21 protein-coding genes and 1 pseudogene are annotated in these 23939 nt (G+C 73.6%); 15 read left to right on the top strand and 7 right to left on the bottom strand.

Features of this window, described 5'->3' with window-relative positions:
- Nucleotides 1–40: 40 nt before the first annotated feature.
- A complete protein-coding gene (locus AMOR_RS28350; protein ID WP_248357086.1) occupies nucleotides 41–1609 on the top strand; it encodes a sensor histidine kinase in 1569 nt (522 codons plus the stop codon).
- The gene (locus AMOR_RS28345) at nucleotides 1572–2927 is read left to right on the top strand and encodes a sigma-54-dependent transcriptional regulator (protein ID WP_248357085.1); all 1356 of its coding nucleotides are present in this window, start codon (nucleotides 1572–1574) and stop codon (nucleotides 2925–2927) included. Before AMOR_RS28350 ends, AMOR_RS28345 begins: the two co-directional genes overlap by 38 nt.
- 8 nt (nucleotides 2928–2935) lie before the next feature.
- On the opposite strand, the gene AMOR_RS28340 is transcribed toward AMOR_RS28345, so the two are convergent.
- The 3 genes and pseudogenes from AMOR_RS28340 to AMOR_RS28335 all read right to left on the bottom strand — a co-directional run bounded on the left by AMOR_RS28340 (nucleotide 2936) and on the right by AMOR_RS28335 (nucleotide 4417).
- A complete protein-coding gene (locus AMOR_RS28340) occupies nucleotides 2936–3424 on the bottom strand; it encodes a DUF6328 family protein (protein ID WP_248357083.1) in 489 nt (162 codons plus the stop codon).
- 121 nt (nucleotides 3425–3545) lie between these two features.
- A pseudogene (locus AMOR_RS29900) lies at nucleotides 3546–3818 on the bottom strand (DUF6328 family protein); the annotation flags it as partial.
- A 215-nt stretch (nucleotides 3819–4033) separates the two neighbouring features.
- Nucleotides 4034–4417 carry a hypothetical protein gene (locus AMOR_RS28335; protein ID WP_248357082.1) on the bottom strand — a complete coding sequence of 128 codons (384 nt, stop codon included), beginning with the start codon at nucleotides 4415–4417 and terminating at the stop codon, nucleotides 4034–4036.
- Between the two features lie 82 nt (nucleotides 4418–4499).
- Here AMOR_RS28335 and AMOR_RS28330 point away from each other — a divergent pair, with 82 nt between their 5' ends.
- Together AMOR_RS28330 and pheA are read left to right on the top strand one after the other, a co-directional pair.
- Nucleotides 4500–5135 (top strand): HAD family hydrolase, encoded by a 636-nt coding sequence (locus tag AMOR_RS28330; protein WP_248357080.1) that lies wholly within the window; start codon nucleotides 4500–4502, stop codon nucleotides 5133–5135.
- A gap of 124 nt (nucleotides 5136–5259) precedes the next feature.
- Nucleotides 5260–6084 (top strand): prephenate dehydratase, encoded by an 825-nt coding sequence (pheA, locus tag AMOR_RS28325; protein WP_248357073.1) that lies wholly within the window; start codon nucleotides 5260–5262, stop codon nucleotides 6082–6084.
- A gap of 1202 nt (nucleotides 6085–7286) precedes the next feature.
- Here the strand turns inward: pheA and AMOR_RS28320 are convergent.
- Both AMOR_RS28320 and AMOR_RS28315 read right to left on the bottom strand, forming a co-directional pair.
- Complete coding sequence (locus tag AMOR_RS28320) at nucleotides 7287–8120, bottom strand: homocysteine S-methyltransferase family protein (RefSeq protein ID WP_248357071.1); 834 nt, start codon at nucleotides 8118–8120, stop codon at nucleotides 7287–7289.
- Between the two features lie 50 nt (nucleotides 8121–8170).
- Entirely contained in the window at nucleotides 8171–9556 is a 1386-nt protein-coding gene (locus AMOR_RS28315) for an MBL fold metallo-hydrolase RNA specificity domain-containing protein (protein WP_248357069.1), read from the bottom strand.
- 89 nt (nucleotides 9557–9645) lie between these two features.
- On the opposite strand from AMOR_RS28315, the gene AMOR_RS28310 reads away from it, so the two are divergent.
- The 5 genes from AMOR_RS28310 (at nucleotide 9646) to AMOR_RS28290 (ending at nucleotide 15011) form a co-directional block, all read left to right on the top strand.
- Nucleotides 9646–10035, top strand: coding sequence for a (deoxy)nucleoside triphosphate pyrophosphohydrolase (locus tag AMOR_RS28310; protein ID WP_248357067.1), 390 nt, complete (start codon nucleotides 9646–9648; stop codon nucleotides 10033–10035).
- Nucleotides 10036–10275: 240 nt separating this feature from the next.
- Entirely contained in the window at nucleotides 10276–12348 is a 2073-nt protein-coding gene (ftsH, locus tag AMOR_RS28305; RefSeq protein WP_248357065.1) for an ATP-dependent zinc metalloprotease FtsH, read from the top strand.
- The gene (locus AMOR_RS28300; protein ID WP_248357058.1) at nucleotides 12345–12581 is read left to right on the top strand and encodes an RNA polymerase sigma factor region1.1 domain-containing protein; all 237 of its coding nucleotides are present in this window, start codon (nucleotides 12345–12347) and stop codon (nucleotides 12579–12581) included. Before ftsH ends, AMOR_RS28300 begins: the two co-directional genes overlap by 4 nt.
- Before the next feature lie 116 nt (nucleotides 12582–12697).
- On the top strand, nucleotides 12698–13306 hold the full coding sequence (locus AMOR_RS28295; protein WP_248357056.1) for a nucleotide exchange factor GrpE: 609 nt from the start codon (nucleotides 12698–12700) through the stop codon (nucleotides 13304–13306).
- 115 nt (nucleotides 13307–13421) lie between these two features.
- Nucleotides 13422–15011 carry a trypsin-like peptidase domain-containing protein gene (locus AMOR_RS28290; RefSeq protein WP_248357054.1) on the top strand — a complete coding sequence of 530 codons (1590 nt, stop codon included), beginning with the start codon at nucleotides 13422–13424 and terminating at the stop codon, nucleotides 15009–15011.
- Nucleotides 15012–15097: 86 nt separating this feature from the next.
- Here AMOR_RS28290 and AMOR_RS28285 read toward each other — a convergent pair whose 3' ends face one another.
- Nucleotides 15098–15700: a DUF6066 family protein gene (locus AMOR_RS28285; protein WP_248357053.1), complete on the bottom strand. Its 603-nt coding sequence runs from the start codon at nucleotides 15698–15700 to the stop codon at nucleotides 15098–15100.
- 158 nt (nucleotides 15701–15858) lie between these two features.
- On the opposite strand from AMOR_RS28285, the gene AMOR_RS28280 reads away from it, so the two are divergent.
- The 3 genes from AMOR_RS28280 (at nucleotide 15859) to AMOR_RS28270 (ending at nucleotide 18808) form a co-directional block, all read left to right on the top strand.
- The gene (locus AMOR_RS28280) at nucleotides 15859–16233 is read left to right on the top strand and encodes a PilZ domain-containing protein (protein WP_248357051.1); all 375 of its coding nucleotides are present in this window, start codon (nucleotides 15859–15861) and stop codon (nucleotides 16231–16233) included.
- 125 nt (nucleotides 16234–16358) lie between these two features.
- Nucleotides 16359–17126 (top strand): ABC transporter ATP-binding protein, encoded by a 768-nt coding sequence (locus AMOR_RS28275; RefSeq protein ID WP_248357044.1) that lies wholly within the window; start codon nucleotides 16359–16361, stop codon nucleotides 17124–17126.
- On the top strand, nucleotides 17123–18808 hold the full coding sequence (locus AMOR_RS28270; protein ID WP_248357042.1) for a hypothetical protein: 1686 nt from the start codon (nucleotides 17123–17125) through the stop codon (nucleotides 18806–18808). Before AMOR_RS28275 ends, AMOR_RS28270 begins: the two co-directional genes overlap by 4 nt.
- A gap of 12 nt (nucleotides 18809–18820) precedes the next feature.
- Here the strand turns inward: AMOR_RS28270 and AMOR_RS28265 are convergent, their stop codons facing one another.
- Entirely contained in the window at nucleotides 18821–20347 is a 1527-nt protein-coding gene (locus AMOR_RS28265) for a Glu/Leu/Phe/Val family dehydrogenase (RefSeq protein ID WP_248357040.1), read from the bottom strand.
- A 494-nt stretch (nucleotides 20348–20841) separates the two neighbouring features.
- Here AMOR_RS28265 and AMOR_RS28260 point away from each other — a divergent pair, with 494 nt between their 5' ends.
- The 3 genes from AMOR_RS28260 to AMOR_RS28250 all read left to right on the top strand — a co-directional run bounded on the left by AMOR_RS28260 (nucleotide 20842) and on the right by AMOR_RS28250 (nucleotide 23829).
- A complete protein-coding gene (locus AMOR_RS28260; protein ID WP_248357038.1) occupies nucleotides 20842–22164 on the top strand; it encodes an aminotransferase class I/II-fold pyridoxal phosphate-dependent enzyme in 1323 nt (440 codons plus the stop codon).
- 514 nt (nucleotides 22165–22678) lie between these two features.
- Complete coding sequence (locus AMOR_RS28255; protein ID WP_248357031.1) at nucleotides 22679–22945, top strand: hypothetical protein; 267 nt, start codon at nucleotides 22679–22681, stop codon at nucleotides 22943–22945.
- A gap of 92 nt (nucleotides 22946–23037) precedes the next feature.
- The gene (locus AMOR_RS28250; protein WP_248357029.1) at nucleotides 23038–23829 is read left to right on the top strand and encodes a phosphatase PAP2 family protein; all 792 of its coding nucleotides are present in this window, start codon (nucleotides 23038–23040) and stop codon (nucleotides 23827–23829) included.
- Nucleotides 23830–23939: the final 110 nt, after the last annotated feature.

The raw sequence follows: 23939 nt of genomic DNA, 5'->3' as shown, positions 1-23939 counted from the left end.
GCCGGCGCCGGGTCCACCCGGGCGCGAGGCGGGAGCTTCCATGTCTCTGCGTGCCCGGATCATCCTCCTCTTCGCGGCGACGCTGGTCTGTACGCTCGCCGTCGCCGCCTACCTCGGCGAGCAGGTCGCGAAGCGCGTCATCGAGCGCAGCCTGCGCGACCGCACCGCGGATGTCGCGAAGGCGATCGCCGAGGAGCTGGACCTCACTCCCCGCACCGACGTCGAGCAGGCGTCCTCGCTCCTCGAGGGGCAGCTGCTCCGGCGGCGCGGCATCCGCTCCGCCGAGCTCGCGATCCGCAAGGGCAGCGAGGTCAAGGTCGCGCGGGTGACGATGGGAGCGGACGGTCCGGAGACGTCCCTCGACACCATCTCGTCCCGCGCGTTCGCCGTCGAGACCACCGTGACGCGCGTCGAGTTCGCGCAGGGTCGCGGCTGGCGCGTCGATCACCCGCTGCACGACACGCCGAAGCACATCTTCGGCGCGCTCCGCATCGAGTCGAACCTGTCGGAGGTGGAGGAGATCGCCTCGACGGAGCGGAACGTCTTCTTCCTCGTTGCCGGTATCGGCGCGGCGCTCATCGCGATCGTCTTCAGCGCCATGCTCGGCCGGATGCTCGTGCGGCCGCTCTCGCAGCTCGCCGTCTCGGTGGAGCGCGTGGAGTCGGGCGCGCTCGACGTGGGCGCCGTCCCCGGGACCGAGCGGCAGGACGAGATCGGCGTCCTCGCCCGCGGGCTCGCCGCGATGCTCTCCCGCGTCCGCCGCGTCAACTCGAACCTGAAGTCCATGATCGACGACGCCACCGCCGACCTCGCGACCAAGAACCGCGAGCTCGCGGAGGTGAACAGCCTGCTCGTCGAGGCGCGGCGCGACCTCACCTCGAAGGAGCGCCTCGCCGCGCTCGGCCAGCTCTCCGGGACGATCGCGCACGAGCTCGGGAACCCGCTCAACACCATCAGCGGTCACGTCCAGCTCCTCGCGCGCGACCCCGCCTGCCCCGAGGTGCTGCGGCCCGGGCTCCAGGCGCTCGAGGGCGAGGTGAAGCGCATGACCGGCATCATCCGCCGGTTCCTCGACTCTGCGCGGGCGCTCGCCCCCGATCCGGAGCCGGTGGACGTGGCCGCGCTCGTCGACGACGTGCTCGACCTCTCCGTCCCGCGCGGCGCCCGGGTCCGCATCGAGGTCGAGCGCGACGTCCCGGCGGATCTCGGCGAGGTGCGCCTCGACCCGACGCTCGTCCGGCACGTGCTCACGAACCTCGTCGCGAACGCCGTCGACGCGATGTCCGAAGGCGGGCGGCTCGTGGTGGGCGCCGCGCGCCGCAACGGTCAGCTCGCGCTCTCGGTGAAGGACACCGGCCCCGGGATCGGGCCCGACGAGCGGAAGCGGATCTTCGAGCCGTTCTACACGACGAAGCCACGCGGGAAGGGGACGGGCCTCGGGCTCGCCATCTCCCGCGAGATCGCCAACGCGCTGAAGGGCCGGATCGAGGTCGAGAGCGAGCCCGGCGTCGGCTCGACGTTCACGCTATGGATCCCCACGGCCGCGGACGAGGTCCGCGGGGAGGGTCGCGATGCCGCAGCCGCCGTTCCGGATCCTGGTCGTCGATGACGATCCCGCGAGCCGCGCGCTGCTCGCGCGGATCCTCTCGTCGCGCGGCCACGCGGTCGAGGCGCTCGCCGACGGCAAGGACGCCCTCGCCGCCCTCGAGCGCGGGCCCGCGGACCTGGTCGTCTCCGACATCCGGATGGCGGAGGTGGGCGGGTACGAGCTCGCCGAGGCCATGCGCGAGAAGGTCCCCGAGACCCCCATCATCCTCGTGACCGCGTTCGGCAACATCGAGGGCGCGGTGGAGGCGATCCGCCGGGGCGCGTTCGACTACATCTCCAAGCCCTACGACGTCGACGCGATCGCGGTCGTCGTCGACCGGGCGCTCCGGCAGCGCGCCCTCGTGCTCGAGAACCGCGCGCTCCGCCGGCAGGTGCGGGACAAGTACCGGCTCGAGAACGTGGTGGGCCGGAGCGAGGCGATGCTCGAGGTCTACAAGACCGCCGCGCGCGTCGCCGCGTCGAGCGCGACGGTCCTCATCCTCGGAGAGAGCGGGACGGGGAAGGAGCTGGTCGCGCGGGCGATCCACACGGCGTCCAGCCGGGCCGCCGGTCCGTTCGTGCCGGTCGATTGCGGCGCCATCGCGGAGGGGGTCCTCGAGTCCGAGCTGTTCGGGCACGCCCGGGGCGCGTTCACCGGGGCGCAGGCCGCGCGCCGCGGCCTCTTCGAGGAGGCCAGCGGCGGGACGCTGTTCCTCGACGAGATCGGCGACATCGGGCCGGGGCTGCAGGCGCGGCTGCTGCGCGCGCTCCAGGAGGGCGAGATCCGGCCGGTCGGCACGAACGAGCCGGTGACGGTGGACGTCCGCGTGGTCGCCGCCACGAACAAGGACCTCGCTCTCGCGGTGAAGGACGGCAAGTTCCGCGAGGATCTCTACTACCGCCTGAACGTCGTCACCATCCGCATCCCGCCGCTCCGCGATCGCCGGGAGGACATCCTGCTCCTCGCCGAGCACTTCGCGGCGAAGCACGGCCGGCCCGAGGCGGCGATCACGCCGGCGGCGCGCGATCTGCTCGTCGCGTACGCCTGGCCGGGGAACGTCCGCGAGCTCGAGAACGTCGTCGCGCGGGCGCTGGCGCTGAACCCGAGCGGCATGATCGTCCCGGAGGACCTGCCCGACGCGATCCGCCCGGCCGGCGCGCCGCCGGTCCCGCCGCCCGGCACCGGGGAGCGCCCGACGCTCGCGGAGGTGGAGCGGCGATACGCGGCCCAGGTGCTCGCGGAGCAGGGCGGGAACAAGACGCGCGCGGCCGAGGTGCTCGGGATCGATCGCAAGACGCTTTACCGGATCCTCGGCGAGAAGGACGAGGGGCGGGCGTAGCGCGGTCGTCAGGCGCGCGCGGCGGCTCGCCGGAACCGCGGCGGCTCGGAGCGACGCCGGCGCGCGCGGAGCGCGAAGGTCACGCCGAACCAGACGCCGTGCAGCACGACGGCCGCCGCGACGCCCGCTGCGATCGCGGGCGTGGCGGCGCGCGTGAGGACGTACGTCACCACCCCGAGCTGCGCCGCGAGGGCGAGGGCGAGCGGCGTGAGCGAGGCGACGAGCAGGCGCGTCGCGACGCGGTGGAACCGCTCCGTCTCCTCGCCGCCCTCGACGATGCGGTGGTACGCGGCGGGCGCGATGAGGAGCACGATCGCGGCGCACGTCACGACGATCGCCGCGAGGTGGACGAGCTGCGCCTGGCGCGGCAGCTCCCCGAAACGCTCGGTCAGCACGGCCGCGAGCGCGAACCCGAGGAGCGCCTGCGCCCCGGGAAGCATCATGCGCGCCTCCGTGAGGACGTGGTGGATCTTGTTCTGCAGCGAAGGCGGCGCCATCTCCTCGTCCCCGCTCCTGTTGCGGGCGCGGCCTCCGGCGCCGCGCGAGAGCGGTCCACCCGTACCAGCAGCCGACGGCCATCGCCGCGGTCGACCCGCCGACCGCGGCGGCGCCGCCCGCGCCGAGCACCGGCTGTGCCGCCACGACGACGTCCAGCCCGAGGCCGACGCCGAGCGGGAGCAGCGCGAGCCCGACGGACCGCGTGGTGAGCCGGAGCTGCCGCCGCGTGTCCTCCCCGGCCTCGACGAGGCGGTGGAACGCCGCTGGCAGCACGATGAGCGCGAAGGCGCAGAGCATGACGCAGAGCGCCACGAGCTTCAGCGCGCGCGCCCAGCCCGGCAGGTCGGAGAAGGCGCGAGCGAAGAACGCGCGGTACTCGAACCCGAGCAGCACCTGCGTCCCGAGGAGCAGGATGCGTCCTTCGTCGAGCGCCTCCTGCACCTTGCTCGAGAGCTTCGCCACGCCGCCTCCTGGCGTAACCTTGCGGCCGCGGCCGTCCACGCGAAACCCCGCCGTCGGCCGTGGCCGGCCTCGATCCGCGCCGCGCGGTGGCCCGGACTCCGTCAACGGACCGGCCGTCCCCGGCCACGGGCTGGGGCGGCACGTGGTCACGCCACGGCGGAGGTGTCCGCGTCGAGCGGCTCCAGGCGGAGCGCGGGTCCGGTCGCGGGGACCTCGACGGTCGCCCACGTCCGGTCCTCGTCCTCGAGGACCTCGAGGCCGAACCCGACGAGCAGGCGGACGTGATCGGGCTCTCCGGGCCGGAACCGGACTCGCTTCTCCCGGCGGTGCTCCCGAGCCCACGCGGCGAGGAGGCAGGCGGCGAAGTCGCAGGCCTCCTCCGCGTGCGTCAGGTCGACGATGAAGTCGTGCGCCCGCGACTCGTCCATCTCGAGTCGGAGCGCCCACGCCGACGACCCGTCGAACGCGCCGTACACCGCCAGCACGATCGCGTCGTCGGCCTCCCTCCGGACGATCGCTGCTCCAGTCATCGCAAACGGAAATTAGGCACGCGCGGCGCGGGGCAACGCCGGATTTTTGATTATGCTCCCGGACGTGCCTTCTCCTCGCCCGATGGCGATCTTGTTCGATCTGGACGGGACCCTGGTGGACACGGTCCCGCTCATCCTCGCCACCGTGCGCCACGCCTTCGACGGGTACGGCTGGTGCCCATCGGAGGCGGAGTGGATCGCGGGGATCGGGACACCTCTCCGGACGCAGCTCGCCGGATTCGCTCGGGCGCCGGAGGACGTAGAGCTGCTCCAGGCGCGCTACCGGCGGTTCTGGCTCGCCGAGCACGACCGGATGACCCGCTGCTTCCCGGGCGCGCTCGAGGTCGTCGAGCGCCTGGCCGCGCGCGGGCACCCGCTCGGCGTGGTCACCGCGAAGGTCGAGGAGGGCGCCTGGCGCACCCTCCGTCACACGGGCCTCGACCGCTCGATGGGGGCCGTCGTGGGGGCGGACAGCTGCGCCCGCGCGAAGCCCGACCCGGAGCCGGTGCTGCTCGCGCTGTCGCGGCTCGGGCGCCCGCCGTCGGAGGCGCTCCTCCTCGGCGACTCCCCGCACGACCTCGTCGCCGGGCGGCGCGCCGGCGTGCGGACCGCGGCGGCGCTGTGGGGCGCGTGCAGCGCGGAGGCGCTCGCGGCGGCCGAGCCGGACCACCGCCTCGCGACCATCGGCGAGCTCCTCGCCCTCGTGGACGCGGGGTGAGCGCGGACGGGCCTTCGTCCGCCACGGCCGAGACACGTTCGCGGCATCGGTGCGGACCACCGTGGCGCTTCGTTGCGGAGGTGGCGGCGTCGAGCCCCGCGGCGTGATAGGACTCCCGAGGAGCATGCGCGTCGCCTATCTCGGCCCCCCCGGTACCTTCAGCGAGGAGGCGGTCTCCCGCTGCGATCTCACGCAGGGCGGCGAGGCCCTCCCGTACTCCACCTTCGCGGACGCCTACGACGCGCTGCTGTCGCGCGCCGTCGACGCCGCGCTCCTCCCCATCGAGAACTCCATCGAGGGCGCCGTGAGCACGGTCCTCGACCTGCTCGTGCTGAAGCCCGGCCCGCGCATCCGGCGCGAGGTGCTGCTGCCCGTGCGCCAGCACCTCCTCGCGCGCCCGGGCACCCGCCTCGAGGACGTCCGGCGCGTCCTCTCGCACCCCCAGCCGTTCGGGCAGTGCGCGAGGTTCCTGCGCGAGCGGCTCCCGCAGGCGGCGCTCGAGTCGCAGACCTCCACCGCGGAGGCCGCCCGCAAGGTCGCGGCCGGCGAGTCCGCGGCGGCCGCGATCGGCTCTCGCGCGGCGGCGGACCGCTACGGCCTCGCGCTGCTCGCCGAGTCGATCCAGGACTCGGACGAGAACGTGACGCGGTTCGTCCTCCTCGCGCCGAGCGACGAGGCCCCCACCGGCGCCGATCGGACGAGCATCGCGTTCACCCTCGATCGCGATCGGCCCGGCGGTCTCCACGAGGTCCTCGGCGAGTTCGCCCGGCGCGGGATCAACCTGTCCAAGATCGAGAGCCGCCCGACCAAGCGCACGATGGGCCACTACGTCTTCTACCTGGACTTCGAGGGCCACCGGGCCGAGCCCGCGTGCGCCGAGGCGCTCGCGTGCGTGCTCGGCCGCGTCCACACGCTGTGGCTGCTCGGCTCGTATCCGCGGGCAACCTGATCTCGCAAATACGAGCTCGTTCCCTGCTCGTATCCCTCTCCGCCGCGTCGTACAGGCTCGGGTCCTTCGTTCGTAGCCCCTCTCCGCCGCGCGGCTTCATCGCGTGGGGGAGAGCAACCGTGTTGACCGTCAAGCCGCGACGGTGACCAACGCGCCCCCCCCACCTTGAGTCACGTTCGCACTCGCTTTCCCGTCAGCGATCTCAGTCCCATTCACTTTCGCGTCCGCCCGATGCCGGGTGCTGGGCGCTCCGGTGTACGGCGCCGCGCCGGCGTGGAGGCCCCCTCGTCCGTGCTCGCCGCGGACTCGCGACCGGGCGCCGTAGGTCGATCGGGCGCCGAAGCGCGCGGGGCCGCGGCACGCCCGGACGCGCCACGCTCGCGCCCGGGCGTGGCGTGCGTCGCGCGAGGCGAACGGTTCCGTGGGGCGCTCGCGTGTCACGTCGCGTGCACCGCGGCTGAAGTACTGTCGACCGGGTCCGTACGCAGCGACGCGGCTGCGCGCGGGCGAGGGGGCCTCCCCGACTGTATGGCGCGGCGCCTGTTGGCGTTCGCGATCCCGGCCTCGCTTTCGCCGCTCGCCGCTCGCCCTCGCCCTCGCCCTCGCCCTCGCCCTCGCCCGAGCCCGACCTCGACCTCGACCCCGACCCCGACTTCGACCCCGACTCCGACCCCGAACCCGAGCCCGAACCCGAGCCCGACCTCGACCCCGACTCCGACCCCGACCCCGACTCCGACCCCGACCCCGACCCCGACTTCGACCCCGACTTCGACCCCGACCCCGACCCCGACCCCGACTTCGACCCCGACCCCGACCCCGACCCCGACCCCGACCTCGACCTCGACCCCGACTTCGACCCCGACCCCGACCCCGACCCCGACCTCGACCCCGACCCCGACTCCGACTCCGACCTCGACCTCGACCCCGACCTCGACCCCGACTCCGACTCCGACCTCGACCTCGACCCCGACTCCGACCTCGACTCCGACCTCGACCGAATCCGACCTCGACCTCGACCGAATCCGACCTCGACGCCGACCTCGACGCGGACCTCGCGCTGGTCATCTTCGCCCGGCACACCAGATCCCTCCCTCTCCCCCGCGCGGCTTCATCGCGTGGGGGAGAGGGCCGGGGTGAGGGGGCGCGTCCCCAACGCGAACTCCCGTCTCCACGGGATCCCCTCCCCATCGCCGACGGGGGAGTCACGCCGGCGGCAGCACCCCCGCGAGCGCCCGCAGGTGCTCGCCGGTCGCCCCGCAGCACCCACCCACGACCCGGAGCCCCGCCGCGACCGCCGGCCGGACCGCGTCCGCGAACGCCGCGGGCGCGAGGAGCGCGCCGGGGAGGCCCGGGCTCGGCTTCGCGACGAGCGGCGCCGGCAGCTTCCGCGCCGCCCAGTCCGCGAGCCGCGCGAGCGCCTTCCCCGGCGAGACGCAGTTCACGCCGACCGCGAGCGCGCCGTCGAGCGCCACGTCGGCGAGGAGCGCCTCGGCGGCGGTGCCGTCCGGCGCCTCGAGATCGCCGAGACGTTCGCGCAGCGTGAACGTCACGACGACCGGTAGCCCGGTATCGCGCGCGGCAGCGAGCGCGAGGCGGGCCTCGCCGAGATCCCACTGGCTCTCGATCCAGATCAGGTCGGCGCCGGCGGCGGCGAGGGCGCCCGCGGCACCGGCGTAGCGGGCGCGGAGCCCGGCCGGGTCCGCCGGCGGGCGGCCCGGCACGACGAGCCCGGTCGGGCCGAGGTCGCCCGCGACCAGCACGCCCGGCGCCGCGTCGCGAGCGAGCGCGACCGCGGTCCGGCAGAGCGCCGCGACGTCTGCGCCGGGGAGGGCCGCCTCGAGGCGCGGCGCGGCGACGTTGAACGTGCTGGTGAGGAGGACCCGCGCGCCCGCCGCGGCGTGCGCCCGGTGCACGCGGGCGATCTCGGCGGGACGCTCCGCGAGCCAGGCCTCCGGCGGCGCGCCCGCGGGGAGGCCCCGGTCGAGGAGCGCCGTCCCCATCGCGCCGTCGAGCAGCAGCGGTCCGTCGAGCTGCACACACCCGCTCCGGACGCGCGCCGCGCCGGTCGCGTCCCGCACGCATGGCGTCACAGCGCGAACTCCTCGAGGTGCCGCGGCGCCTGCGCGGGCCAGCCGAGGGCGTCCATCCGCGCCTGCGCCGCCGCGAGGGCCGCCGGCTCGCCGTGGACGAGGAACGTGCGGCGCGGCGGGGTGGGGAAGGTGCGGAGCCAGCGGGAGATCTCCGCCTCGTCGGCGTGCGCGGAGAACCCGGACAGCGTGGCGACGCGCGCCTTCACCGGCACGTCCTCGCCGTGCATCCGCACCGTCGCGGCGCCGTTCTGGAGGCTCCAGCCGCGCGTTCCCGTGGCCTGGTAGCCCACCAGGAGCACGGTGGTGCGCGGGTCCGGCAGGCGCCGCGAGAGGTGGTGGAGCACGCGTCCGCCGGTCGCCATCCCGGACGCGGAGATGATGATGCACGGCCCGCGGACGTCGTTGATCGCCTTCGACTGCTCGGGGCTCCGGGCGAACGTGAGGCGGGCGGGCCGGAGCGGCTCCTCGCCCGCGGCGAGGCGCCGGGTCATCTCGTCGTCGTGCTCCTCGCGGTGTGCGAGGTAGATCGGCGTCGCGTCGACCGCCATCGGCGAATCGACGAAGACCGGCAGCTCCGGGATCTGGCGGCGCCGTTCCAGGTCGCGGAGGGTGAAGAGCAGCTCCTGCGTGCGACCGATGGCGAACGACGGCACGAGCAGCGCGCCGCCCTGCTGGACCGCGCGGTGCACCTCGTCGCGGAGCCCGTCCGCGGGCGACGCGTCGGGGTGGCGCTTCCCGCCGTACGTGCTCTCGAGGAGGAGCGCGTCGGCGCGCCGGCCGGGCTCCGGGTCCGGGAGGATCGGCGCGCCGTAGCGGCCGAGGTCGCCGCTGAACAGGATCCGGATCGGGCGCGCGCCCTCGAGCTCCAGGTCGACGGTCGCGCTCCCGAGGATGTGGCCGGCGCGGTGGAAGGTGATCGCCGCGCCGGGCGCGATGACGCGGCGCTGGCCGTACGCGAGGGTCGCGAGCTGCGGCAGGACCGCGAGGGCGTCCTGCTCGGCGTAGAGGGGGCGCGCGTTCGGCGCGTGCTTCGAGTACCCCTTCCGGTTCGCGAACCGCGCCTCTTCCTCCTGGAGCCGCCCGGAGTCCGGCAGGAGGAGGCCGGCGAGGTCGCGCGTCGCGGGCGTGCAGTGCACCGGGCCGCGGTAGCCGTCCCGCGCGAGGAGGGGCAGCGCCCCTGCGTGGTCGATGTGGGCGTGCGTCAGGACCACCGCGGTGATCGACGCGGGCGCCACGGGCCAGGGGGACCAGTTCCGGAGCCGCAGCTCCTTCGGGCCCTGGAACAGGCCCGCGTCCACGAGGAGCCGGACCGACCCGTGCTCCACGAGGTACCTGGACCCCGTGACCGTGCCGGCCGCGCCGAGGAAGCGGATGGACGCCATCCGGAGCGGATTCTACAATCCGGTAGCGGGCGTGGCGCGTCCTTCCGCGCGCGCGTACCGGGCGGGGCGGTCCAGAACGGAGCGTGGCGATGCGCCGGAAGATCCGGGTCGTGGGCGCGATGATCGAGCGGGACGGGCACTACCTCATCACCCAGCGCCCGCCGACGGCGTCGCTGCCGCTGCTGTGGGAGTTCCCGGGGGGACGCGTCGAGCCGGGCGAGACCGATCAGGCCGCGCTCGCACGCGAGCTGCGCGAGGAGATGGACATCGGCGTCGAGGTCGGCGGCCGCGTGATCCACGTCGAGCACGCATACGAGGACTACGACATCGACTTCTGCGTCTACCGGTGCCGCTTGACGCAGGGGCCGGTCCAGCACATCCGCGTGCACGACCACCGCTGGGTGCGACCGGACGAGATCGATCAGTACGAGTTCCCGCCGGCCGACGAGAAGTCGATCGCGAAGCTGCTGGACCTGTAGGGCGGGTCTGCCGACCGCCCCGGTCGCCGGGGCGCCACCCGCCGGGCGGCAGGATCGCGCACCACCCGCCACGTCGCCGTCGCGCCAAATCCGCCTCTGCCGCTTGCGTTCTGGCGCGCGCCGCTTAATCGCCTCACATGCGCCCGGAACCGACCGACCGGGGCCTCCCGAGCTTGGGTCCTCGCATTGCCGGGCCCCCGGACGTGCGCACATTGCCTGGGAAGGGGGCAGGAGGCCTCGGTGTCAGCTGACGACAAGAAGCCCCAGGGACAGCGCGGCGGTAGAGGGGATCGCATCGGTCCGCAGACGCGCCTGCCGCTCGCGTCGCCGGCGGCGTGGCTCGTCCTCATCGCGCTCGCGGTGTTCCTGTTCCGCGCCTTCCAGGACGTCGGCGTTCGCCGCATCGGGTACTCGCAGTTCAAGGAGATGGTCCGGCAAGGCTCGTTCGAGCGGGTCGTGATCGGTCCGGACTGGGTGCGCGGGATCCCGAAACCGGTCGCCGCCCCGTCGCCCGACGCGAAGGACGGCAAGGAGGAGGCGCAGGGCGACCGGGGCGGTGGTCAGGCGTTGCCGTACGTCGCGACGCGGGTGCCCGGCGGCGGCGACGACCTCGTCCCCGCCATCGAGAAGGCGCAGATCCCGTACGACGCGGTGGCAGGGGGAGGCATGGGCGATCTGTTCTGGATCTGGATCGCGCCGATCGCGATCGGGCTCGTGTTCTGGGTCTGGGTGATGCGGCGCATGTCCGGCCAGATGGGCCAGGGGCCGCCGGGCGTCATGGCGTTCGGCAAGAGCCGCGCGCGCATCCACATGGAGCCGGACACCGGCGTCACGTTCCAGGACGCCGCGGGCATCGACGAGGCGGTGGAGGAGCTCCAGGAGATCGTGGAGTTCCTGAAGACGCCGGAGAAGTACCGGCGCCTGGGCGGCCGGATCCCGAAGGGCGTGCTCCTCGTCGGCCCGCCGGGCACCGGCAAGACCCTCCTGGCGCGGGCGACGGCGGGCGAGGCGGGCGTGCCGTTCTTCTCGCTCTCCGGCTCCGAGTTCGTCGAGATGTTCGTCGGCGTCGGCGCGGCACGCGTTCGCGACCTGTTCGGCCAGGCCACGCAGAAGGCGCCGTGCATCGTCTTCATCGACGAGCTCGACGCCCTCGGGAAGTCGCGCAACTCCGGCATGCTCGGCGGCCACGACGAGCGCGAGCAGACGCTGAACCAGCTCCTCGCCGAGATGGACGGCTTCGACTCGCGCGCGGGCCTCATCATCATGGGCGCGACGAACCGCCCGGAGATCCTCGACCCGGCGCTCCTCCGGCCCGGCCGCTTCGACCGGCAGGTCCTCGTCGATCGCCCCGACAAGCGGGGTCGCGAGCGGATCCTCCAGATCCACGCGCGCAACGTGAAGCTCGGGCCCGACGTCGACCTGAAGGCGGTCGCCTCGCGGACGCCCGGGTTCGCCGGCGCGGATCTCGCGAACGTCGTGAACGAGGCGGCGCTCCTCGCGGCGCGCCGCAACAAGAACCACGTCACCCGCTACGAGTTCGACGAGGCGATCGAGCGCGTCGTCGCGGGGCTCGAGAAGAAGAGCCGCCGCATCAACGAGCGCGAGAAGGAGATCGTCGCCTTCCACGAGTCGGGCCACGCGCTCGTCTCCTGGATGCTCCCGTACGCGGATCGCGTGACGAAGGTCTCGATCATCCCGCGCGGCCTCGGCGCGCTCGGCTACACGCTCCAGCTGCCCATCGAGGACCGCTACCTGCTCACGCGGAGCGAGCTGCGCGATCGAATGGCGGGGCTCATGGGCGGGCGCGTCGCCGAGGAGGAGATCTTCGGGGAGCCGTCCACCGGTGCCTCGAACGACCTGCAGCACGCCACCGGCGTGGCCCGCATGATGGTGCGCGACTACGGGATGAGCGAGGCGCTCGGCCCGGTCGCGCTCGGCGATCAGGGAGGCCCGGGATTCCTCGGGGTGAAGGGGCTCGAGAACCGGACCTACTCCGACCAGACCGCGCTCGCGGTGGACCGGGAGGTCCAGGCGATGGTGGTCGAGGCGCTCGAGCGGGCGCGGGCGGTGATCCGCGGGAACCGCGAGAAGCTCGACGCCATGGCGGCGCGCCTGCTCTCGGTGGAGGTCATCGAGGAGGACGACATCACCCGGCTGTGGGGGCCCAAGGTGACGCGCCCCGGAACCATCGACGGGCGCGGCCACACCGAGGCGCCCCCGGACAACCCGAACCACCCGGTGCAGGTGGCCGATCGGCCGGCCGGGTGGGCGGTCCCGCAGGCGCTCGCCCAGGACCCGGACGAACGCCCGTGAGGCATGGGAGCGAGAGCCACGAGGCGCGGAAGGCGCTCTTCCAGCTCGGGATCCGCCGCGGTCACCTGACCGTCGCGGAGATCGACCACGCGCTCCCGTCCGGCAGCCTCTCGCCGGCGGAGCGGTGGCTCCTCTTCTACAGCCTCCGCGCCGCGGGCGTGGAGATCCGGGACGACCGCGGCGCGTCCCTCGATGAGCTCCCCGGCGAGCCGCCCGCGCCCGACCACGCGTGACCCGGGCGCCCCGTCCGGTTTGACAGGTGGCGTCGGCTGGTTAGCTTCGGCGGCGGAGGTCTTCCAGAATGTCCGATGAACGCCGTGACGCTTCCGCTCCCCGGGCGGAGGGTCAGGTGAAGGTCAACGACCGGCGGCGGTTCCGCCCCGACGGCCGGCCCATCGCCGAGGACGAGCTGGGCGCGGCCGAGCCCGCCGCGCTGCCCGACGCGGAGGCCGCGACGCCGTCCGTCGAGGAGCCGCGCGACGCGCAGCTCGCGGCGCAGGCGGCGCGCATCGACGAGCTCACGCGCGCGTACGCGTCCCTCGTCGAGGACAACAAGGCGTTCCGGCAGCGGCAGGAGCGCGAGCGAGCCCGGGTCGTCGAGGCGGAGCGGGCCGGCGTCGCTCAGGCGCTGCTCGAGTCCGCCGACGACCTCGAGCGCGCGCTCGCGGCGGTGTCCGGCGCCGGCGAGGCGCACGGCGACGCCCTCCGCAACCTGGTCGACGGCGTCCGGCTGTCGCTCGCCGCGCTGCACAAGCGGATCTCGGACCTCGGCGCACAGCGCATCCCGGTGGCGGGCGTACCGTTCGACCCGCACGTGGCGGAGGCGGTGGACACCGTCGCCGTCGCCGACGCAGCGCAGGACGGCGTGGTCGTCCAGGAGGTCCGGCCGGGCTACCGCATCGGGGACCGGGTCCTCCGCCCCGCCCGGGTGCGCGTGGGCCGGCTCGCCCGCGCCTGAGCCACCACCCCGCGCGGCGACGGGTCACGCGCGGGCGGGGGAATAGAATCCCTGCCCGAGCGTCCTCCAGCCGATGGTGACGCACCGATCGACTCGAACATCCAGGAGAGGGGACATGCCCCGGATCATCAGCCGTTTCCTGACCGTGACGGTCGCCGTGTCGGCGACCGTGCTCGCCATCCTCGCGTGCTCCCAGAACGGGCGCGCAGCCACCGACGGGGCGCGCGACGCGCCGACGGCCCAGCTCTTCCGCGACGCCGCGGCGACCGGACCCGAGGCGAGCGTGCCGGCGCAGATGTCGCTCGCGCCGCTCATCGAGAAGCTCCGCCCGGCGGTGGTGAACATCTCCACGACCACCGTCACGAAGCACCCGCGGGTCAGTCGCGCACCGCGCGGGACGCCGCGCAACCCACACGGACAGGGCGGCCCCGGTGGGCAGGGTGACGACGGCTACGAGGACTACTTCGAGCGCTTCTTCGGGCGCCCCGCGCCCGAGGCGCCGGAGGAGTTCAAGGGGTCGTCGCTCGGCTCCGGCTTCGTGCTGAACGGGGACGGCTACATCCTGACGAACAACCACGTGGTGAAGGACGCGAGCGACATCCGCGTGACCCTCGACGACGGCCGCGAGTTCGTCGCGACGGTCGTCGGCACCGACCCCCTCACGGACGTCGCGCTCATCCGGCTCAAGAACCCGCCGAAGAACCTCCCGACGCTCGTCCTCGGCTCCTCGGAGAACCTGCGGCAGGGCGATTACGTCCTCGCGCTCGGCAGCCCGTTCGGCCTCCGCGCGACCGCGACGCTCGGCATCGTCTCCGCGAAGCACCGCGCCGGGATCAACCCCGGCGGCACCTACGACGACTTCATCCAGACCGACGCGGCGATCAACCCCGGCAACTCCGGCGGGCCGCTCTTCAACCTGAAGGGCGAGGTGGTCGGCATCAACACCGCCATCGTGTCGCCACAGATCGGCCAGGGCATCGGGTTCGCGGTCCCCATCGATCTCGCCAAGGCGATCCTCCCGCAGCTCAAGGACAAGGGGAAGGTCACCCGGGGCTTCCTCGGCGTGTCCGTGTCGGAGCTGACGCCAGATCTGATCCAGGCCTTCGGGCTGCCGCAGGGGACGAAGGGCGCCCTCGTGCAGAACGTGGTGCCGAAGTCGCCCGCGGCGAAGGCCGGCATCCAGGCCGGCGACGTCGTGACGGGGCTGAACGGCAAGCCGATCGACTCGTCCGGCTCCCTCACCCGCGCGGTCGCGCTCATCCCGCCCGGCGGCAGCGCCGACCTCACCGTCGTCCGCGGCGGTGACCGGAAGCAGTTCGGGATCAAGGTCGCGCAGCGCCCCGACGACGAGTCCGCGGTCGGCCGCGGCGAGAGCGAGGGCGAGGGGGAGGGCGGGCCTGCGAAGGATCAGACGCCGAAGCTCGGCGTCTCGCTCGCGCCCCTCACCGCGGACCTCGCCCGGCAGCTCGGCGTCTCCGGAGACGAGGGCGTCGCGGTGGTCGACGTGGTCGACGGTGGACCGGCCGACCGCGCCGGCATCCGCAAGGGCGACCTCATCCTCGAGGTGAACCGCCGCCCGGTGAAGAAGCCCGACGACGTGCGCGCCGCGGTCGGCAAGCTCAAGGACGGTGACATGGTGCTGCTGCGCGTCCGCCGCGGCGACCAGGCGGTCTTCGTCGCCGTGCCGGTCGGCGGGAGGCAGTAGCAGGTTCCCGTTCGCCCTGAGCGTGGCGCCCGTGCAGCGGGCGCTACGCTCGGGGGCGAGCGGATGAGGGTGAAGCGTCGCCGTCCCTACAGCACCTTCGCGACGATCGGCGTCCCCGTCCGCGCGTCGATGAGGCGGACGCCGAGGAAGCGGGCGGCGACGCCCTCGTAGCTGCCCGCCTCGCCTTTCCGCGCCAGCTTCCAGGTGCGCTCCGGCCGGAAGACGATCTCGAGCTCGACGGCGCCCGTGCGGAACGGGCTCTCGAACTCGAGGTCCATCACGCCTGGCGGGACCGTCCCCTTGATCGGGATGAGGCCGATGAGCGGCTGCCCGGCCCGGTCCTGGCCGGTCGGCGCGCCGTGGGTGAGGGCGAGCCCGCCGCCGTCGACGAAGGGCGTGAACAGGAGCAGGAAGGCCCCGTCGCGCAGCTGCGGCTTCACGAGGCTGGTCGCGTCGGGGATCCGCACGACGAAGGTCTTCCCGGCGACCGACCGGCGCGCCGCGGCGACGTTCTCCAGGCAGACCCGCTTCTCGATGCTGTCCGGGCATCGTCCGACGTACCGCGCGAGGAACGGCTCGAGCGCATCGACGCGCTCGGCGGCGGCCTCCAGCGCGTCGAAGTCACCGCCGGCGGCGGCAGGGCGGGGCAGGGCCAGGATGGCGAGCAGGAGGGCGAGGGGTACGCGCATGGAGGGGCCTCGGGTGGGGCTGCCAGGTTCCGGGGCGAGTGTAGCGCGCGGGAATTCGGTCATCGGGCGGTATCTGAACCTACAGGTGTACCAAGGTCGGAAATTTGCCTACATCGAACCACCCGTCTAGAGTCGCTCCGATCTTCAGGAGGCACCGGATGCTCTGGGGACGGCGTGAGGCGCGGAAGGTGGAGGCAGGGCCGGTGACGGAGCGCCGCGGCGCGCCGCGGCTCGACAAGGTGTTCCGGGTCTACCTGGAAGGCGATCGCGGCTGCGGCCTCGGCATCGCCCGGAACATCTCCGAGGGCGGCATGTTCGTAGAGACGCGCGCGCCCCAGCCCATCGGGACGCAGGTGAAGATCACGTTCCCCTCGGAGTCCGGGGACATGATCGCGGTCGCCGAGGTCCGGTACGTGTGCCACCTGCTCGGCCGGGCCCCCGCCGCGGAGCGCGGTCCGCTCGCCATGCGCGGGATGGGGATCCGGTTCCTCTACTTCGAGCTCGAGCCCGAGTCGGCGCTGCAGGTGCATTGAGAGGGGCGCGGGCGGCGCTTCCGCCGCCCCCGAACGCCCCGCACGCCGCGGGGCTCACCTGGAAATCTGCGCTCCGCGCCGTCGCCTTGCCGCCCCCCCGGCGCCGTGTTACCCGAAGCGGGGACATGCTCGCCATCGAGACGCACGGCCTGTCGCGGAGCTTCGACGGCCGGCCCGCAGTGCAGGACCTCGCGCTGCACGTCCCGGTCGGCGCGTTCTACGGGTTCCTCGGGCCGAACGGCGCCGGCAAGAGCACCACCATCCGGATGCTGACGGGGCTCCTCGCGCCGACCGCGGGGCGGGCCCGCGTGCTCGGGCACGACCTCGACGCGGATCCGCTCGGGGTGAAGCGGCAGGTCGGCGTCGTGCCCGACGGGCTCGCGCTGTTCGACCGCCTCTCCGGCGCCGAGCAGCTCCGCATCCACGGCCAGCTGTACGGCCTCGAGCGCGCCGTCGCGGCGCGGCGCACGGACGAGCTCCTCGACGCGCTGGAGCTCACGGCGCACGCCGGCAAGCTCGTCGGCGACTACAGCCACGGCATGAAGAAGAAGCTCGCCCTCGGGTGCGCGCTCATCCATGGCCCGCGGCTGCTCTTCCTCGACGAGCCGTTCGAGGGGATCGACGCGCTGGCGGTCTCGGGGATCCGCGGGATGCTGCAGGATCTGGTCGCCCGCGGCGCGATGACGATCTTCCTCACGAGCCACGTCCTCGAGGTCGTCGAGCGGCTCGTGACCCACGTCGGGATCATCCACGGCGGTCGCCTCGTGGCGGAGGGGACGCTCGAGGAGGTCCGGGGGGCCGGATCGCTCGAGGAGGTCTTCATCCGCACCGTCGGCGAGGAGCGGGCGCCGCGGCCCGGGCTCTCGTGGCTCGGCGAGGGGCCGCGGACGTGAGGGCGGATCCGGCCGCGGGCGGCGGCGCGGCCGGGACCGTCGCGCGCGCGGCGTCGGCCGCCGCGCCGGCAGGGGAGGGCCACGGCGCCCGACTGTCGGCCTTCGCGGAGCTGCGGTTCCGCCTGCTGTGGCGCCGGCTGCGCGGGCGCCAGGGCATCCCGGATCTCGTCGCGCGGATCGTCGCGTTCGCCGTGGCGATCCCCGCCGGGCTCGTGTTCGCCGCCGCGGCCGGCTGGGCCGCGTTCCAGGCGGTGCGCGCCGGCGACGGGCTGCGGGCGCAGGTCCCAACGGTCGCGCTCTTCTTCGGCGTGTGGCAGGCGTGGACCGCCATCGCGCTCTCCGTCTCCGACGGCGAGGCCGTCGATCTGCGCCGGTTCCTCGTCTATCCGATCGCCCCCGCGCGGCTGTACGCGTACGGCCTCGCGGGCTCCGTCCTCGGCGATCCCTTCGCGGTCTTCTGGTGCCTCCTCCTCGGCGGCGCGTTCGCGGGCGCGGCGGTCGCGCGTCCCGGCGTCTGGCTCGTGCCGCTCGCGCTCGTGTACGCGGCGTTCGTCGCCGCGACGGCGTGCCTGGTGGCGCTGCTGCAGGAGCTGCTCGCGCGCTTCCTCCGCCGCCGCGGCGCGCGGACGCTCGCGGTGGCGGCGATCTACGCCGGCGGCGCCGCCCTCGTCGCGTGGGGCGCGGGCTCCCGGCGGCTCCTCGACGTGGCCCGCGGCGTCCGCGCCCTTCGCTGGGTGATGTTCCCGCCGGCCTTCGCCGCCGAGGCCGCCCGCGCGCTGTACGCGGGGCGCCTCGCGGCGGCGCTCCCGTGGCTCGGTGCGCTCCTCGCGGCGGGCGCGGCCGCTGCGCTGCTCGCGTACCGGCTCGCGCTCGCGCAGGCGCTCTCCGGCGGCGAGGGCGGGCTGGCGCGGGGTGCGCGCGCCGGCCTCGGCTGGCGGCTGCCGGGCCGCCTCGGCGCGCTCGTCGAGAAGGACGCGAAGCTCCTGCTCCGGCACCCGCTCGCGGCGGTCCTCCTCGTCGTCGTGCCCGCGCTCGCCGGGGTCGTCGGCTGGCAGGTCGCGCCCCGCATCCCCGCGGAGGCGGGCGAGGTGATCCGCGCGGTCCCGCTCCTCGGATTCGCGCTCTACGCCCACCTCGCCACCGAGCCGTACTGGCTGAACGCGTTCGGCTGGGACCGCGGCGGAGCGCGCCTCTACGTGCTCGCCCCCGTGCCGCCGGCCGACGCGCTCCGGGCGAAGAACCTCGCCGCGTACGGGCTCTCGCTCGCGATCTTCGCCGGGGCCGCGGCGCTGCTGGTCGCCGCCGGAGGGGCGCCGCCGCGCTGGGCGCTCGCGGCCGCCGTCGCCCTCCACGCCGGGATCGCCCCGTGGTTCCTGGCGGCCGGGAACGTGGTCTCGATCCTGAACCCGCGCGCGGCGGCGTTCACGCTCCAGCGCGGCAGCCGGCTCTCGCCGGTGTCGGCGCTCGCGGGCATGGCGATCGTCTCGGGGGGCGCAGGGCTGTTCGCGGTCCCCGTGCTCGTCGCGCTGCGCCTCGAGTCGCCGCCGCTCCTCGTGGCGCTCTGGGCGGCGCTCGGCCTCGCCGGCGCCCTCGTGTACCGGGCGGCGCTGCCGGCCACGGCGCGCCTGCTGGAGCGCCGGCGAGAGCCGCTGCTCGCGGCGGTCGCCGGCGATCCGGAGTGACGGCTCGCGCCGCTACTGCGAGAAGCCCTCGATGAGGTAGTGCGCCTCGATGCGCTTCAGCGCGAGGATCATCGCGGCGGTGCGCACGTCCACGGTCTGGCCGACGCAGTACGGCCGCGAGTCGTAGAGCGGGGTCCGCTGCGGGCGGTTCCGGGCGATGTCCCGGATGATCGCGTAGTTCTTCTTGATCGCCTGCTCGAGGCGGCCGTTCACCTCGGCCTCGCTCCAGTGCTCGAGGCGCTGGTTCTGGAGCCACTCGTAGTACGACACGGTGACGCCGCCGGCGTTGCAGATGATGTCCGGGATCACCTCGATGCCGCGGGCGCCGAGGACGCGATCGCCTTCGCGCGTCGTCGGGCCGTTCGCGCCCTCCGCCACGAGCTTCACCTTGAGCCGCTCCGCGACGGGGCCGTCGATCTCCTCGCCGAGCGCGGCGGGGACGAGGATGTCGGCGTCGATCCCCCAGAAGTCGTCCTTCGAGATCGCGGTGCCGCCCGGGAACCCCGCCACGGTGCGGCGGAGGTTCTGCGGGTTCTGGTGCACGTGGTGGACGAGCGCCGCGACGTCGAGCCCGGCGTCGCGCTGGATGGTGCCGTTCACGTCGTTCACCGCGACGATCTTCGCGCCGAGGGCGGAGAGGATCTCCGCCGTGGCGGAGCCGACGTTCCCGAAGCCCTGGATGAGGACGCGCGCGCCCTTGAGCTCGAGCTTCCGCTCGCGAGCCCACTCCTCGATGCAGTAGACGACGCCCTGGCCCGTCGCCTTGACGCGCCCCTCCGAGCCGCCGATGCGCACGTCCTTGCCGGTGACGACGCCGCGCAGCTTGTGGTGCTCGCGCTCACCGTCGGTGAACTGGCGCATCATGTACGCCATGATCTCCCCGTTCGTCCCGACGTCGGGCGCCGGGATGTCGAGGAACGGGCCCATGAGGTTCTTCAGCTTGTAGACGTAGCGGAGGGTGACGTGCTCCATCTCCTCCTTCGAGTACGCGAACGGATCGATGCGGATGCCGCCCTTCGCGCCGCCGAACGGAACCTCGGAGATCGCGGTCTTCCAGGTCATGTCGGCGGCGAGCGTCTTGAAGAGATCGAGCGAGCACTCCTTGTGGTAGCGGATGCCGCCCTTGTACGGCCCGCGGACCTGGTTGTGCTGGATGCGGTAGGCCTTGAACTTCCTCGGACCGCCCTTCTCGATCCGGAAGAAGCCCTTGCCCGGGATGTTGATGACACCCTGGCGGATCGTGATGTCCGCCTTGAGGAGGGCGCGCCGGTGGAGGACGTACTTCCCGTCGGCGAGGGGCTCGAGCGCGTCGGCGGCCTTCACGTCCGAGGGAGGGAGATCGCGGAACGGCTTCAGCTCGTCCGTCTCCAGCGGGACCAGGCGGTCGCGCGTCTCGACGGTGACGTAGAAGATGTGCTCGAAGTCCGGCTCCTCGAGCTCCATCCGCACGCGGGGGTTCATCTGGATGAGATCCGCGGCGCGGTGGAAGGTCTCCATCGCTTCCTCGTAGAAGCTCTTCTTCCCGTTGCGAACGGCCATGGTTGGTTGCCTCGCGGTGGAAGGAACCTGCGGAAGCGGGCGGGATGGTAGCCCCGGGTTCCCCCACGGTCAATCTTGGGAGATCGGTCGAATTCGGCAGGAATGACGGTCGCCTGAGTCGTGTCACCGACTCGCGGGTCAGCGGGTCGTGCCCCCGTCGAGAGCGCGCCGAGCCATCGCCAATCTAGCCCATGGGCGGCCCGGCGTCCGGGTCCCGGGTGAGCGACTCAGGAGGCGAGCGCGGCCCCGAGCACGACGAGAAAGACGGCGAGCGCGAGCCGCTCGCGGCGCAGACTCCGCACGGTCCTGGCGATCATGAGAGAGCCCCCCCGGGCACCCCACTCATAGCCGGAGGCGGCACCATGCGGCCAGGCGGCCGAAGGTCACGCCGCCTCGGTGGCGCCCCGGGCGAAACGAGTGGGTTGACCGGGCGCGCCGGTCGTGCACCATTCACCTCCCCCGACCTCGTGTCGCAAAACCGCCCAGGAGCCCCGATGAGCCCCTCCGCCCTCCATCCCCTCGCCCAGACCGCGAACGACGCGCTCGCGAAGGACTGCCCCGTCGTGCTCGACCTGCTGAGCGCGCGCGGAAAGCGTTTCTTCTTCCCCGCGAAGGGGATCCTCGCCCAGGGCGCGGAGGCGAAGCAGAAGGCGAAGACGGCGAACGCGACGGTCGGCATCGCCACCGAGAACGGCGCGCCGATGCACCTCGCCTGCGTCGACAGGTACTACCAGGGCCTCACGCCCTCCGAGATCTACGACTACGCGCCGAGCTACGGCCGGCCCGACATCCGCGCGGCGTGGGCGAAGAAGCAGCGCGCCGAGACGCCGAGCCTCGGCGATCACCTCACCTCGAGCCCGGTCGTCACGAACGCGCTGACCCACGGCCTCGGCCTCGTCGGGGATCTCTTCCTCGACCCGGGCGACCCGGTGCTCACGAGCGAGCTCCACTGGGAGAACTACGAGCTCTCGTGGGACACCCGGCTCGAGGCGCGGTTCGACTACTTCCCGTTCTTCGACGAGAAGCTCACCGGCTTCAACCTCGCCGGCTTCACCGCGGCGCTCGCGAGGTACCGCGGCAAGAAGCTCGTCGTCGCGCTCAACTTCCCGAACAACCCGTCAGGCTACACGCCGACGAGGGCCGAGGCCGAGGGCATCGCGAAGGCGCTCACGGCCGAGGCCGAGGCCGGGACGAAGCTCGTCGTCTGCGTGGACGACGCGTACTACGGCATGCTGTTCGACGACGCGTGCACCACCGAGTCGCTCTTCGGGCGGCTCGCGAAGGCCTCCGACAACCTCCTGGCCGTGAAGATCGACGGCGCGACGAAGGAGGAGTTCGTCTGGGGCCTCCGCGTCGGCTTCATCACGTTCGGCGTGAAGAACGGCACCGCCGCCGCGTACAAGGCGCTCGAGGACAAGACCGCCGGCCTCATCCGCGGGTACGTGTCGAACATCTCGAACCCCGGTCAGTCCATCGTCCTGAAGGCGCTCTCGGACCCCGAGTTCCGCGCCCAGCAGGCCGAGAAGGTGGCGATTCTGCGCGCCCGCGCGAAGGTCGTCGCGAAGGAGTGCCGCAAGCCCGAGTACGCCGACTGCTGGGACGTCTACCCGTTCAACAGCGGCTACTTCATGTGCCTGCGCCTCAAGGACGCCGACGCGGACACCGTGCGCGTGCGGCTCCTCGACGACCACGGCGTGGGGACCATCGCCCTCGGCAAGCGGGAGCTGCGGATCGCGTTCTCGTGCCTCGCGGAGGCGCAGATCGCCGGCGTCTTCAGCGCGGCCGCGAAGGCGGTCCGCTCCGTGCGCGGCAAGTAGCGAGCGGGTTCCGGTGATCGCGGCGGCCCGGTGGGTGTTCCCGCCGGGCCGTCGTGCTTCGTCGATCCAGGATCGTGCAGGTGCCGCACGGGCCCCGCGGCGCGGCGCGGCCACGGCGCCTGCGTGAGGCCATCGGTCCGTCTCGTGATCGCGGGAGTCGGTCGCAGGGCAGGGCGCTAGATCGCGACAATCACGCGCGTTTGCGACCACCGAACGGGGCTGCGCGCTTGGACCTCCCCCGGGATGATCGACGTCAACGCAAAAGCCGCATCGATTTGAAAGAACGTCGGCAACGTTTGCTGGCGGCCGTCGTCTGCTGGAGACCGCATCGGTCGTGTGCGCTGTCGTTGCGGTGAGACGAAGGCGCGGTAAGTCGATCGACGGGATCACGGCAGCACCCCGGCACGGAGAGCGTCCCCTGGAACGGAACGGCGTCGAGCATCCCCCCGCGGCAGAGAACCTCGAGACGCGGGCGCCGCGCGCGACCGCGAGGTCACGGCGCGCGGCATTCGTCGTGGCGGTCCTCGCGGCCGGGTGGGTCGAGGCGGCGCCCCGTGCGGCGGCCGCTCCGGCCGCCGTCCCGGCGCCGGCGCGCTCCGCGGTCGCGCTCGCGGAGCGGAAGTGCGGGACGTGCCACGCGGTCCCGTCGGCGAGGAGTCGCCGGAGCGGCTGGGTCGGTGCGTCGGTCAAGATGCACGAGCGGCGCGTCGCGATGTCGCGCGAGGAATGGGCGCTCATCCGCGAGTACCTCGGCGAGTCGAGCGCGACCGCCGCGCGATAGGCGGATCCGGAGGTCGCGCCGGGCGCGGCACGTCGACACACGGGCCCGAGTCGCGCGTGCGGCCGGGCCGCCGGGCGGATACCGCCGGTCCGATGCGTCTCTCCCTCGCGATCGCCGTCGCGGCGCTCGTCGCCGCGTCGCCGGGCGCCGCCCGGGGACGCGAGCCGCCCGGCGACGACGCGAGCGTCTACCGGGTGGACCTGCCCCTCGACGTCGCCATCTCGGGGGCGGCCGGCCTGGCCGCGCTGGTCCCGTGGCTGCTCGAGGATCGAATCATCCGGCTCCGCTGTCCGTGCGATCCGTCCGAGGTGCCGCGGTGGGAGCGGTTCGCGATCGGCAACAAGAGCCACGCCGCCGACGTCGCCTCGAACGTCACGCTCGGCGTCGCGGTCGGCGGTCCCCTCGTGCTCGACGCCGCCCGGCTCGGGTGGACGCGGCCGCTCCTCGAGGACGTGACGGTGTTCGCGGAGGCGCTCCTCGTGAACGCCGCCCTGGTGACCGCGGTGAAGTACTCGGTGCAGCGCCCGATCCCGCTCGCCTACGCGAACGATCCGCAGTACGTCCACGAGCCGGGCTCCTACCGCGCCTTCTACTCCGGCCACACGAGCGGGGTCGTCACGGCGCTCACGGCCGCCGCCTGGACGGCGCGATTCCGTTACGGCGAGACGGTCTGGCCCTGGCTCGCGGTCGCGGTCGGGGGCGTGAGCGTCGGGCTCGAGCGGATCGCCGGCGGGAACCACTTTCCGTCCGACGTCATGGTGGGCGCCGCGGCAGGGCTCGCCGTCGGGACCGCCGTCCCGCTCCTCCACCGTCGGAGCAGGCAGGCGGCGCCGCTCGCGCTCGTGCCCGCGCCAGGCGGGCTGGGGATCGCCGGGCGGTTCTAGCGTGAAGCTCGCGTCCGGCGTTCTGCCGTCCGTGCCCCCCCCCTGTGCTCCGATGTAGGAATAGGCCCGCGCACCCCCGCTGTTCTGGCGTCGGTAACCGGAACGGGGGG

The sequence above is a fragment of the Anaeromyxobacter oryzae genome (genome assembly GCF_023169945.1).
Classification (GTDB): Bacteria; Myxococcota; Myxococcia; order Myxococcales; family Anaeromyxobacteraceae; genus Anaeromyxobacter; species Anaeromyxobacter oryzae.
This window is presented reverse-complemented; position numbering and strand designations above follow the sequence as displayed.

What these genes read in the sequence shown, in the direction of transcription:
- AMOR_RS28260 (WP_248357038.1), top strand. Translation starts at nt 20,842, where the DNA reads ATGAGCCCCTCCGCCCTCCATCCCCTCGCCCAGACCGCGAACGACGCG.
- AMOR_RS28340 (WP_248357083.1), bottom strand. Translation starts at nt 3,424, where the DNA reads ATGGCGCCGCCTTCGCTGCAGAACAAGATCCACCACGTCCTCACGGAG.
- AMOR_RS28335 (WP_248357082.1), bottom strand. Translation starts at nt 4,417, where the DNA reads ATGACTGGAGCAGCGATCGTCCGGAGGGAGGCCGACGACGCGATCGTG.
- AMOR_RS28250 (WP_248357029.1), top strand. Translation starts at nt 23,038, where the DNA reads ATGCGTCTCTCCCTCGCGATCGCCGTCGCGGCGCTCGTCGCCGCGTCG.
- AMOR_RS28310 (WP_248357067.1), top strand. Translation starts at nt 9,646, where the DNA reads ATGCGCCGGAAGATCCGGGTCGTGGGCGCGATGATCGAGCGGGACGGG.
- AMOR_RS28285 (WP_248357053.1), bottom strand. Translation starts at nt 15,700, where the DNA reads ATGCGCGTACCCCTCGCCCTCCTGCTCGCCATCCTGGCCCTGCCCCGC.
- AMOR_RS28350 (WP_248357086.1), top strand. Translation starts at nt 41, where the DNA reads ATGTCTCTGCGTGCCCGGATCATCCTCCTCTTCGCGGCGACGCTGGTC.
- pheA (WP_248357073.1), top strand. Translation starts at nt 5,260, where the DNA reads ATGCGCGTCGCCTATCTCGGCCCCCCCGGTACCTTCAGCGAGGAGGCG.
- AMOR_RS28265 (WP_248357040.1), bottom strand. Translation starts at nt 20,347, where the DNA reads ATGGCCGTTCGCAACGGGAAGAAGAGCTTCTACGAGGAAGCGATGGAG.
- AMOR_RS28330 (WP_248357080.1), top strand. Translation starts at nt 4,500, where the DNA reads ATGGCGATCTTGTTCGATCTGGACGGGACCCTGGTGGACACGGTCCCG.
- AMOR_RS28290 (WP_248357054.1), top strand. Translation starts at nt 13,422, where the DNA reads ATGCCCCGGATCATCAGCCGTTTCCTGACCGTGACGGTCGCCGTGTCG.
- AMOR_RS28280 (WP_248357051.1), top strand. Translation starts at nt 15,859, where the DNA reads ATGCTCTGGGGACGGCGTGAGGCGCGGAAGGTGGAGGCAGGGCCGGTG.
- AMOR_RS28275 (WP_248357044.1), top strand. Translation starts at nt 16,359, where the DNA reads ATGCTCGCCATCGAGACGCACGGCCTGTCGCGGAGCTTCGACGGCCGG.
- AMOR_RS28315 (WP_248357069.1), bottom strand. Translation starts at nt 9,556, where the DNA reads ATGGCGTCCATCCGCTTCCTCGGCGCGGCCGGCACGGTCACGGGGTCC.
- AMOR_RS28345 (WP_248357085.1), top strand. Translation starts at nt 1,572, where the DNA reads ATGCCGCAGCCGCCGTTCCGGATCCTGGTCGTCGATGACGATCCCGCG.